This is a genomic window from Sulfuricurvum kujiense DSM 16994, from assembly GCF_000183725.1.
GTDB lineage: Bacteria > Campylobacterota > Campylobacteria > Campylobacterales > Sulfurimonadaceae > Sulfuricurvum > Sulfuricurvum kujiense.
In genome coordinates this window covers 2,151,980-2,163,434 of record NC_014762.1, presented here as the reverse complement: position 1 = coordinate 2,163,434, position 11,455 = coordinate 2,151,980, and the positions used below count along the sequence as shown (strand labels likewise).

General features: G+C 45.0%; 11 protein-coding genes. 6 read left to right on the top strand and 5 right to left on the bottom strand.

The features are described from left to right. Positions 1 to 7 precede the first annotated feature (7 nt). Positions 8 to 730 carry a hypothetical protein gene (locus tag SULKU_RS10755; protein ID WP_013460993.1) on the bottom strand — a complete coding sequence of 241 codons (723 nt, stop codon included), beginning with the start codon at positions 728 to 730 and terminating at the stop codon, positions 8 to 10. A gap of 87 nt (positions 731 to 817) precedes the next feature. Between SULKU_RS10755 and SULKU_RS10750 the strand changes: the two genes are divergently transcribed. After that, positions 818 to 2,140 carry a UDP-glucose dehydrogenase family protein gene (locus tag SULKU_RS10750; protein WP_013460992.1) on the top strand — a complete coding sequence of 441 codons (1,323 nt, stop codon included), beginning with the start codon at positions 818 to 820 and terminating at the stop codon, positions 2,138 to 2,140. Between the two features lie 19 nt (positions 2,141 to 2,159). On the opposite strand, the gene SULKU_RS10745 is transcribed toward SULKU_RS10750, so the two are convergent. Next, the gene (locus tag SULKU_RS10745) at positions 2,160 to 2,786 is read right to left on the bottom strand and encodes a DUF1919 domain-containing protein (RefSeq protein WP_013460991.1); all 627 of its coding nucleotides are present in this window, start codon (positions 2,784 to 2,786) and stop codon (positions 2,160 to 2,162) included. Positions 2,787 to 2,895: 109 nt separating this feature from the next. On the opposite strand from SULKU_RS10745, the gene SULKU_RS10740 reads away from it, so the two are divergent. Further along, a complete protein-coding gene (locus tag SULKU_RS10740; RefSeq protein ID WP_013460990.1) occupies positions 2,896 to 4,215 on the top strand; it encodes a PIG-L deacetylase family protein in 1,320 nt (439 codons plus the stop codon). Here SULKU_RS10740 and SULKU_RS10735 read toward each other — a convergent pair. Beyond that, entirely contained in the window at positions 4,170 to 5,333 is a 1,164-nt protein-coding gene (locus tag SULKU_RS10735) for a glycosyltransferase (protein ID WP_013460989.1), read from the bottom strand. The two genes, SULKU_RS10740 and SULKU_RS10735, sit on opposite strands and share 46 nt — an antisense overlap. Before the next feature lie 68 nt (positions 5,334 to 5,401). On the opposite strand from SULKU_RS10735, the gene SULKU_RS10730 reads away from it, so the two are divergent. From SULKU_RS10730 to SULKU_RS10715, 4 genes are read left to right on the top strand one after another with little or no spacing between them, the layout of a single operon-like run. Further along, positions 5,402 to 6,142, top strand: coding sequence for a glycosyltransferase family 2 protein (locus SULKU_RS10730; RefSeq protein WP_013460988.1), 741 nt, complete (start codon positions 5,402 to 5,404; stop codon positions 6,140 to 6,142). Further along, the gene (locus SULKU_RS10725; protein WP_013460987.1) at positions 6,135 to 7,241 is read left to right on the top strand and encodes a glycosyltransferase family 4 protein; all 1,107 of its coding nucleotides are present in this window, start codon (positions 6,135 to 6,137) and stop codon (positions 7,239 to 7,241) included. The genes SULKU_RS10730 and SULKU_RS10725 overlap by 8 nt, the downstream gene beginning before the upstream one ends. Continuing rightward, entirely contained in the window at positions 7,238 to 8,071 is an 834-nt protein-coding gene (locus SULKU_RS10720; RefSeq protein ID WP_013460986.1) for a glycosyltransferase, read from the top strand. Before SULKU_RS10725 ends, SULKU_RS10720 begins: the two co-directional genes overlap by 4 nt. Then, positions 8,052 to 9,392, top strand: a complete 1,341-nt coding sequence (locus SULKU_RS10715) for an O-antigen ligase family protein (RefSeq protein ID WP_013460985.1) — start codon at positions 8,052 to 8,054, stop codon at positions 9,390 to 9,392. The genes SULKU_RS10720 and SULKU_RS10715 overlap by 20 nt, the downstream gene beginning before the upstream one ends. Here the strand turns inward: SULKU_RS10715 and SULKU_RS10710 are convergent. Continuing rightward, a complete protein-coding gene (locus SULKU_RS10710) occupies positions 9,389 to 10,474 on the bottom strand; it encodes a glycosyltransferase family 4 protein (protein ID WP_013460984.1) in 1,086 nt (361 codons plus the stop codon). The two genes, SULKU_RS10715 and SULKU_RS10710, sit on opposite strands and share 4 nt — an antisense overlap. Further along, entirely contained in the window at positions 10,471 to 11,409 is a 939-nt protein-coding gene (locus SULKU_RS10705) for a UDP-glucuronic acid decarboxylase family protein (RefSeq protein WP_013460983.1), read from the bottom strand. Before SULKU_RS10705 ends, SULKU_RS10710 begins: the two co-directional genes overlap by 4 nt. Positions 11,410 to 11,455: the final 46 nt, after the last annotated feature.

The following is an 11,455-nucleotide window of genomic DNA, read 5'->3' as shown; positions in this document are numbered from 1 at the left end:
CGGAGGATTAGTAACGAAATCCTATGTGTACTTTTGCTTCGCTGTCGTTTATCGATACGGCTATATTTGTCATGCTATCCAACATAAAAAGATCATGGAAAAAGAGTCCCATGAAGTTTCCTATCGAGGCGCTCACCAATTGATCGGCAAAAGAGTGCCCTCCGTCTTGGACGCGGCATAAAGCGCTTGCGGAGGCAGACGCGTAGCTGATCGTGTTTAAGGTGTATTTGCCCCACTGCGGTATATCCAGATTTTCGACGTTCCGTCGGTTCATCGCCGAACTGGCAAAATGATCCAATGCATGGTGTGAGCCTATAGAGCCGTTATGGGTTCCGTCAGGGGATTTTTTACGGATGTTTTTTTCCAAAAATGTAGAGGTTTGTTTTGTCGTTTCCAAACCGGTGAATTCGACCAAAACACGTTTCCATGTCTGGGCATAATCGGGATCGTTTACCAAAAATGCCGTTGCTAGTGTTTCGTAGTGGTTGAGGCCTCTGTAAAACTCGTCATCCTCTTCGCCGAACCAAGGGTGATCTCTGAAATAGTTCGTCATGCCGGTATCGTAATCGGTCGCGTAAAGAGCCGCGGATGTAGCGGCGGGAACCCATGTAACATAATCGGTTGCGGCATTATAAGATGCGTGTTTCGTTCTTTCCCATCCGCTATTGAGCTGAGTTGTACTGCATCCTGATAAAATCAGGACAGTTAAGGTAAAAATTATAATTTTCATTTGTTTTGCTTTTGTTTTTTCTAAGTGAATTTATATCAACGGTTAGTTAAAATAAGACTTTGTTTTTAACCTACAGAGGAAGTTTTTATGAAAATATCAGTCATCGGCACCGGATACGTCGGATTAGTGAGCGGTACTTGTTTCGCGCAAATGGGGAACAGCGTCACCTGTGTCGATATCGATCAGGGAAAAATTGACAAACTCATTCAAGGGATCATCCCTATTTATGAGCCGGGTTTAGAAGATATGGTGTTGGAAAACTATGCCAAAGGGACGTTAAAATTTACGGTTGATATCCAAAACGCTATTGCCTCAACCGGCATCGCGTTTATCGCCGTCGGGACTCCGATGGGGGAAGACGGAAGCGCTGATTTGCAGTATGTTCTTGCCGTTGCCAAAAGTATCGGTCAGCATATGCAAAACTATATGGTCATTGTCGATAAATCGACCGTTCCGGTCGGTACGGCAGAGAAAGTGCGTGCCGCTATCCAGGCCGAACTTGACACACGCGGGAGCGATTTGGTTTTTGATGTCGTCTCGAACCCTGAATTTCTAAAAGAGGGCGCCGCGATCAAAGATTTCATGCATCCTGATCGTGTCGTTATCGGGGCTGACAGCGAGAGGGCGATGAAAATCATGCACGATTTGTATGAGCCGTTTATGAAAAACCATGACCGCTTCATCGGTATGGACATTAAAAGTGCCGAGATGACCAAATATGCGGCTAACGCCATGCTCGCGACCAAAATCAGTTTTATGAACGAGATGGCCAATATCTGCGAACGTGTCGGTGCGGATATCAATAAAGTGCGCAACGGGATCGGAAGCGACAGCCGTATCGGATACAGCTTTATCTATCCGGGATGCGGATACGGCGGAAGCTGTTTTCCCAAAGACGTTCAGGCATTGGCGAAAACAGCAAAAGATTTCGGCTATACACCGCGTATCTTAGATGCGGTCGAAGCGGTCAATTACGACCAAAAACATGTCATTTCCCAAAAAGTATTCAGCCGTTTCGGGCAAAATCTCGAAGGCAAAACATTCGCGGTATGGGGATTGGCATTTAAACCGGAAACCGATGATATGCGCGAAGCGAGCGCGATCACGATTATCAATGATCTGACCGCCAAGGGGGCAAAGATCGTCGCGTACGATCCGAAAGCGCGTCATGAAGCCGAAAAACACTATCTAAAAGGCAATGCGAGCGTCAGTTACGTTGACGGTAAATACGAAGCGCTCGACAATGCCGATGCGATCATCCTCGTCACCGAGTGGCAGGAGTTTAGAAGCCCCGATTTCGAAGAGATGCAAAAACGGCTCAAAAACTCAATTTTCTTTGACGGGCGCAATCAGTTCAATAAAGAGCGGATGGCAGAGATAGGATTTGAATACTTCCAAATCGGAGTTTGAAACATTTTTGTAAAGCGGCTTACAGTGCGTTGATAAAAGAGTGGAGATTGATATATTTGCGGTCATATTTCCATTCTAACTCAACTTTGCCGTTTTGGCGGAAGCGGTCCATATAGACGACACTTTTTAAATGAGGGTACGCCTTTGCCGTAAAGCAAATTTTATGTTTGTACGGCAATGCATCGAAACGTTCTATTAAAGCGTCGTCGGAGGCGTAGCCGTCACTGAATTTGAAAATCATTTTATCATTCATACGTTTAACGCGCCGATTCCATTTATCAAGCGCATCTTCGGCGGTTTTATAATGCAGAAAATGCAGTTCGGTACCGTCTTTTAAAATACCTATAGGGTAGTCCTCTTTATCCAGGTTCTCTTTTTCGAGTTCGGTTTTATATTTTGAATCTTCATACGAAATAAATTTTTCGATTGTCAGTTTATCAACCGAAAAATCGGTGATAAGGTTTAGAAAATCAGGTGCAAAGATAAATAGGCTCTGAAACGGAGAGGAGTAGGGGATGCCGAATTTTTGATACGTGCGCGTTCCCCAGCAGTTATTCGATATTATAGTGAAATCATGGTGTTTGAGAAAGCGCTGGTGCCAGAAATGTTTGATTTTTAAACGCTGTTTGTTAATGAATTTTTTCATAAGTTTGAAGATGCCTTAGTGTACTACATGGGGTGAAGAATAGTATTCAATCCAAATAGCATGGTATCATTCAAACAATAAAAGTACAAAGTAAGGAAGAAATATATCAATGATTTTTATCGTATTCGGTATTGTGTCGTATTTAATTTTGATGATGGTGATCAGGAAAAGACAATATAAATACAAAACGAACCAAGACTATACCTATCTCTTTAATCATGAGACGGAACAGATTGACATAAAAGATGTACGTTTCTTCGATTTTTCGTCTCTCCCTGCAAACACTACCCTTATACTAAAAATAAACGTAAAAAGTTCCCTATTCGGGCATTTGTTTCAGCCTTATATTAAAATCGCTGACTCAAGCAAAAAAGAAGAGGCTCATTATCTGGAACACGGTGTAAACGGTATCCGCTACGTTGATCTCAGCGGTTTTTCCGCTTCCAAAGGCGAGTTGAATGGTTGTCACTGTTCATTCGCCAACAAAGAAGCAATACTTTACATCTTCCGTAATGCTGATTCGGAAAATCAGAAAATTTTGGTGTTGGCACCTCATGCCGATGATGCCGAAATCGCCGCATACGGGCTTTACAGCTCATCTGATCAAAGTCATGTCATCACGGTAACGGTCGGTGAAGAGGGCAAATGCGATTATTGCGGATTGTACGGCTCAAAACAAGAACGTGCGCTTCAGAAAGGGAAACTGCGGGTGCATGATGCGTTGAGCGTACCCGCATTGGGAGATGTCCCCCAAGAGCGGTGTGCAATGCTCGGCTATTTCGGAATGAGTTTGAAATGGATGTTTGAACACCGGGATCAACAAGCTGTTTCGACCTCCACCGGTATCAGCGATATCCGTTTCTTTAGACGGACGGATCATACCGGTTTTATCAAAAATGAGACCGCCTCCGCGACGTGGGATTCGCTGGTACGGGATTTATACAGTGCTATTGTTTCTATAAAACCGGAGATTATCGTTACGGCGCATCCGGATATCGATTCCAACAGTGATCACATCTATACGGCGTATGCTCTGGTGCAGGCTTTGGAACAAGCCGATATGAGGGACGTAAAGCTGTATTGCTATACCAATCACCACATTTATACCGAAGCCTATCCGTACGGCCCGATGTTTTCGACATCCGCATTGGCTCCGAAATTCAACACCCCTTTTGCGTGTGATGCTATCTATTCCTATCAGCTGGACAGCAAAAAACAATCGGACAAATTTTATGCCCTGGAAGCCATGCATGATTTGCGGGATTCGACTTTGGTTTTCGGTGTTAAAAAAGCATGGAGCCATTTTGTAAAACAGTTGAAAAGGCAAATCCAGCAGCGCGATAAAAGTTATTTTCGCAGAGCCGTACGCCCCAACGAACTGTTTTATGTTATGGAGTGGGAAACATTCAGCAGCCGTTCAAAATCTTGAACGATTGTTTGCGGTGAGAACGGCGCGACAAGCGATTTGAAATCGAGAGTGATTTCCTCGTGAAGCGCCGTATCGATCAGTTCTGCCATCGACTCGGGATTTTGTTCGCAAAGGTATCGGGTCAAATCTCCTTGCATAATATCGAGAATACCGCTTTGACTTTTGGTTGAGACGACTTTGGTACCGCAGGCGAGCGCTTCGAGCAGTACCAGTCCAAGCCCTTCTAATTTTGAGCTGAGGACAAAAAGATCGGCGTGTTTCATCCACGGGTAGGGGTTGCTGATCTGTCCCATCAAAAATATAGAGTCCTTATAGGGGCTTTCTTCCGCTCTGTGCCGGACATTCTCCAGATCGTGACCGGTTCCGATAATAACGAGTTTCTGGGTTATTTTGTTCTGGCTTTTCAAAAGTGTGTACGCATCGATAAGAAGAGAGATGTTTTTATTCGGGGTAACACGACCGACACTTAAGATGTAGGATCCGCTGATTTCAGGGATGAACGCTTCCGCTTTTTGTCGAATCTCTTCCGCTTTGAGCGGATTGCCGATGACGTTCAGGCGGTTCGGAGAGGTTTGGGTCTGTTTATAAATAGCGAGCAGCTTATCTTGAATAGCATGGGATACGCAGATGACGTTTTTTTGATGATACAGAAATTTGAAATAAAAGCGTTTTAACCGGGTATCGGAAGGGATGAACATACTCTCGGTGATCTGGAAGTAGCGGGGGTCTTTGATCGGCCATAATGTCTCAAATGTCCCTTGTCCGCGGATAACGATCAGATCGAATCGACCGTATCGTTTTTCTAAAGCTGCCAGCCGGTAGCGAAAAAGAAAAGATAAAAACGGAGCACTCCATAAAAAATAGCTGTTGCGGATGAAAATGTTAAGGAGGCGGGAAAAAAGTTCGGAAAACAATCCTACTACCGATAGTATGGATAATTTTTGAAGATTAAAATGGTGGAGGATGACCGATGTATCCGGTGTGAAAACCCTGTTTTTTTCTTTGAAGTAAATCAAATGGGATTCGTGTCCCTCATGGGCAAACGATTCGGCTAGCGAGACGGCTGCACGCTGCATTCCCCCCATATTCAAACTTCTGACGATGACAGCAACCCGCATGCAACTCCTTTACTGAAAGTATAGCAACATAATCCATTTATAACCCTCAATAGGCTAACATTAGTGTTATGAAGATAACAGCAAATATTATTACGTTGAACGAAGAAAAGAATATCGAAGCGGCAATCCGATCGGTCTTAAGCGTTTGTGACGAAATCTTAGTGGTGGATTCGCAAAGTACCGACAGAACCCGCGAGATCGCCGAGTCATTGGGCGCTAAAGTTATCGTACAGCCTTATCTGGGAGACGGTCTGCAAAAAGCGTTCGGTGCCCCTTTGGCTAAAAATGAGTGGATATTGAGTCTGGATGCGGATGAGAGGCTCGATACGAATGCGATTGAGGCGATCAAACATCTGGATCTTGAAAATACCGCTTATGACGCATTTTCATTCGCCCGTAAAACGTATGTCGGGAAACATTTTATCAAGCTGTGGTATCCCGATCGGGTAACGCGTCTGTATAACCGGAGCAAATGCGGTTTTGAATCCTCCGGCGGACATGCAAAAGTAAAAACAGATAACGTAAAGGCACTTAATGCCGATATGCTTCATTACTCGTACGCCGATTATGCCGAGATGATCAAAACGAGCCATAAATTCATTACCCGCGGTGCACGAATCGCTCATGAAGAGGGGAAACGCTCTTCGAAATACGATCCTTTTCTTCACGGCTTCGGCGCGTTGTTTAAAGCCCTGATTTTAAAAGGGGGGATGTTTCACGGTATCCACGGCTGGAACGTTGCCGTCATCTCCGCGTTTAGTTCGTACATGAAATATGCCCTTATGCTGGAGTTGCAGGAAAATGAATAAAAAAATCAATCTTTTGGAACTGTGCCTCTCCCCCGATTTGGGCGGATTGGAACTCTACATGGTCAGAGCCGCCAAAGCGCTGGATGAATCGATGAACGTTCTCAGTGTTATTAATCCCTCGGGTAAGCTGGAGCAGTATTACCAAGGTACCCCGTACCGCTATGTGACGCTCAAGAAAAAATCGAATCTGGTGATGTTTGCATCGGCGCGAAAACTCGCACAGATCATCGATGAACACGAGATCGACATCGTCCATCTGCATTGGACCAAAGATATTCCGATCGCAGTGAGCGCTAAAGTATTTTCCAAGCGCAAGCCGAAACTTGTCCAAACCCGAAACATGACGATGACCCGGTTCAAAAACGATTTTTATCACCGTTTTTTATATCGAAACATCGATTTGATGCTCCCCGTAACCCATCAAGTGGCTGATCAGATCAGGACGTTTATCCCCGAGTCTGTCCGACCGAAAGTCGAAGTGCTTTACATGGGTTCGGATCGTCCCGAGCTTTTGGATCCCCAAGAAATTGACGCTTTGCGCAAAGAATTGGGGATGGAGGATACATTTGCCGTCGGTATGGTCGGACGGATCAACGAAGCCAAAGGGCAGCATCTTCTAATTGAGGCCGTCGCACGGATTAACGATCCTTCCGTTCACGCCTATTTCGTTGGGCATGAAATGAAAAAAGGGTATACCGATCAGCTGCGAGCAATGGCGGAAAAACTGGGAGTGGGGGAGAGAATCCACTTTTTAGGATTCATGAAAAATCCGCACCATTTCTATCAGGCGTGTGACGCCGTTGTCCTCGCTTCCAAGCGGGAGACGTTCGGACTTGTTTTGATTGAAGCGATGCAGGTGGGAACGGCGGTTATCGGTTCCAACAGCGGAGGTGTCGTTGAGATCATTGACGACAATGAGACGGGGCTGTTGTTCGAAGCGCTTAACAGCGAAAGTTTGGCCGAAAAAATAGCCCTTTTGAAAGACGAACCGTTAAAACACCGATTGGCCGAAGCGGGGAGAATCAAAGCAGAGAAGGTTTTCTCGAACGAGAAACAGTTTGAAGCCTTAAAAACCATTTTAATGAACGAGAAGATATGAAAGTCAGTGTAATCATAGCGGTCTATAAAGATATCCAATCTTTGGATTTGATTTTACAGGCGCTTAAAAAACAGACCTATACAAATTTTGAAGTGATTGTCGCCGAAGACAATAACAGCCCCGCAATGGCCGATTATATTAAAACGGTCGAGGGACTGGAGATTTTACACACGTTTCAAGACGACGACGGTGTTCGAAAATCCCGTTCGCAAAACAACGGAATTTTAGCCAGTACGGGAGAATATCTAATTTTTATCGACGGCGATATCATCCCGTACTCTACGTTTATCGAAGGGCATGTGGCATTGGCGAGCAAAGATGCGGTTTTGGCGGGTCGCAGGGTTAATCTCTCTGAGGATTTATCTAAAAAATTACGAGCCGGTACGCTTCATCCGTATACACTTGAAAAATTCTATTTGTTTTTTGCGCTCGGGTTGCTGTTTGACCGAAATGCCCGATTTGAACAGGGGATATATTTTAATCCGCACGGATTGCTCTATAAACTCTTCATAGAAAAGCGGCTTAGAAATACCAGTTTGATCGGGTGCAATTTTTCGTGTTATAAAGAGGCCATGGTGGCGATTAACGGCTTTGACGAGAGTTTCGGTGCATCTTCGCTTCCTGATGACGTCGATTTGGATTGGCGGTTTAGAGCGTATGGTTTGACATTGAAATCGTGCAAGAACAGTGCCAATACCTTTCATCTGTTTCATAAAAAACAAAACAATCCCACTTCGGCCGAACAGAGGGAAAGATTTGAAAAAAATAAGGCCGGGAATATATTCGTGACCAAATACGGTTTAAATCTGCATGAATCATCTGTACACTAAATTTCTTGAGCTGCGAAGCGATAAAGACAGGCTAACCCTATGGATGAACAATCTGATTGTCGTCTATATGTTTTTCGTTCCGATTACCGCAGCGGTTACCAGCCGTATTTTCATCGTTATTTTGATTTTGTTTTTTTTACGCGGAAATATCGTTCATTATGCAAGAGAAGTGTGGAAAAACAGGGTAGTCCGTGCATTTAGCTATTTTCTGATGGTCTATTTCATTTGGCTAATCGGCTCTGATAGCCTTATAAACGGATGGCATTCCATAAGCCACGTAAAAAACGTACTTTATCTTTTTGTCTTTTTAACGGTGATCGACGGACGTTATATCAATCGGATTATCGGCGCTTTTATCGTAGCGATGATGGTGAGCGAAATTTTATCGTATTCGATGTTTTTCGGGATCATTCCGTGGGAATTCGGCATCGGCGACCGGTTTTTCTATAAAGCATTTTGTGTAGGGGATCCGTCACCTTTTTTACACCATATCCATTACGGTGTAGTCCTCGCCTTTACGGTCGTACTATTGGCTCAAAAGGTCTTGTATGCCAAAGAGGATATCCGTTTAAAAGCGATCATGTTCTTTTTTACCCTTACCGCATCGGCAAATATTTTCGTGACGGGAGGGAGAACCGGATACATCGCTTTTTTCCCTTTACTTGCCTTTTTCTTTTTTTATTATCACCGAAAATGGATACTCCCCGCATTGATCGGAATTTCTATCTTTGCGGGGGCTATGTATCAAAGCAGCGATTTACTGCAAAACAAAGTGGCTCAAACGGTTATAGAGATTGAAAAACTTGCCCAGCCTACCGCTGATTTTGATTCTTCTTTGGGGCAGCGTGTCGGATTTTGGATATACAGTCTAGAGGTTATCAAAGATAATTTCTGGTTCGGTGTGGGGACGGGAGATTCAATGGATGAGGTGTTTAAGCGTGTTTTGCCGAAAGATGACGAGGTAAAATCCATCGCCCATGAGCACAACCAGTACATTAGTGTCATGCTGCAATTCGGACTCATCGGCTTATTGGCATTTTTGAATATTTTTTATCAAATCTATAAATATCGGCCGAAGGATGAAAGTCTCCGTTTCATACAACTGGCGATTACGATGGCAATCGCTATGGGGTTAACGATGACGATCTTTAATCTGCGCGTATTTTTGCATCTGTGGATATTGATGCTGGCCGTCAGCATGATCGATCGTAAACATCGGAGCATTCAGCGCGACATTCAGGAAAATAGGGTGTTTTTATTTCAGGTCATAGGGATAGGAGCCGTATTTTATACGGCTGTCTTTATTAAAGGCTTTTTCTAAACGAGAAGTTCCAAGTATTCGGAGGCTTCCCGATCCGAGGCAAACTTAATGGAGGCTTTTCCGATATTCTCAAGCGCCAGCGCTTTTTCGTTTTCCAGGTTTTGCGCGATGAACAGCAGCCGCTCTTTAAGAGCATCGAGATTTTGATCTTCGACGAGATGGATATGAAATCCCATCTCTCCGAAATTGCTGATGGCGGTATTGTCAAACGCGATGACGATGATCCCGTGGGAAATCGCCTCCATCATAACGTTTCCATACCCCTCATCCGGTGTCGGGAAAATAAAAATATCGTGCCGTTGATACTCATCGTAGATGGAATCGGTAAACCCTTTGATATGGATTTTGTCGGCATAGGTGATAGATTTGAGCAACTGCTCAAGCTTTTGGGCATATTTTGGATCGGCAGGCCCGAAGTTGTCGAAGCTGAATGGGATATTGTTTTCGTCCAAAATAGCGCATGCCAAAATGGCTTTGTCGATCCCTTTGCCCGCAGTGACCCGTCCGGCATGTAATAATCTTAGGGTATCGGAAGGTGTTTTAGGAAGGGTGCTGATCGGCTTTGGAAGTGATGGGACGATGACCCGCATCTGGCTTTTCGGACCGAATGGGATGATCTGTTGGACATTGCCGGACATGTATTTGGAAATCGGGACATGATAGGCGACATTAGAATAGATTAGACGATGAAACCAGTCCTTTTTCGGAGTCGATTTGATTGTTCCGTGACGGACGATCAGGTTGATATCCAGCCCCAAAAATGAAAAATAGAGTGATTTAAGCTCGGAAGCCCCTAAAAATATGACATTTTTGATACCGTATTTTTTGACGATCTTTCGCCCGTTTCGGATGAGAGAAGGGCCGAGTGTTCGTGAAAACGCGATAGTTTCGAAACGTATGTCGCGGTAGTCGGGATTGTTCAGGCATTGCTGATGGATAAACTTCCCTTCTTGAATGATAAAGGTCAAATCGACATAGCGGCTAAGGGTTTTCGCCAGCTTGAGGCTGGCGAGCTCCATCCCCCCGATATGTGGCGAGAGGCAGATGAGCGCGGTCGGCTGTTTATGTGTCGGCTTATTCATCGTGTAAGTGACTTAAAGTAGGCAATCGTTTTTTTCAACCCCTCTTCGAGCGCGATGGTCGGCTCCCAGTCCAGCTCTTTTTTGGCCAAGCTGATATCAGGCTGCCGCTGAAGCGGATCGTCTTGCGGAAGAGGTTTATAAGTCAGTTTGGACGACGAACCGGTGAGGGTGATTATTTTTTGAGCCAGTTCCAACATCGTAAACTCTCCCGGATTTCCGATATTCACTGGACCCGTAAAACTGTCATCGCTGTTCATGAGTCGGATCATCCCCTCGACGAGATCGTCGACATACTGAAAACTGCGCGTTTGCGTCCCTGCACCGTAAATAGTGATGTCTTGATTACGCAGAGCCTGCATGATGAAATTGCTCACGACCCGTCCGTCATCCGGATTCATATAAGGTCCGTAGGTGTTAAAGATACGGATGACTTTTATTTTGACGCCGTGTTGTCGGTAATAATCAAAAAACAGCGTTTCGGCACACCGTTTCCCCTCGTCATAGCAGGCGCGTATCCCCGTCGTGCTGACACTGCCGCGGTAGCTTTCGGGCTGAGGGTGCACTTCGGGATCTCCGTATACTTCGCTGGTGCTGGCCTGCAAGATTTTGGCTTTGCATTTACGGGCGATGTCGAGCATATTGATGGCACCGAGTACCGACGTGCGCGTTGTCGCTACGGGATCAAACTGATAATGGGGAGGTGAAGCGGGGCAGGCGAGGTTATAGATTTCATCGACTTCCAGCAAAATAGGCTCTTGCACGTCATGACGGATCAGCTCGAAATAAGGGTGGGGCAACAGGTCGATAATATTCTCTTTGCTTCCGGTGAAAAAATTATCCAGACAGATGACATCGTTGCCTTCGTTCAGAAGCCGTCTGCACAGATGGCTTCCGACAAATCCGGCCCCCCCTGTTACCAAGATACGTTTGCGCACATATACCCCTTTGCCTTGACTAATTACGCTATTTTACCGTGTCGAT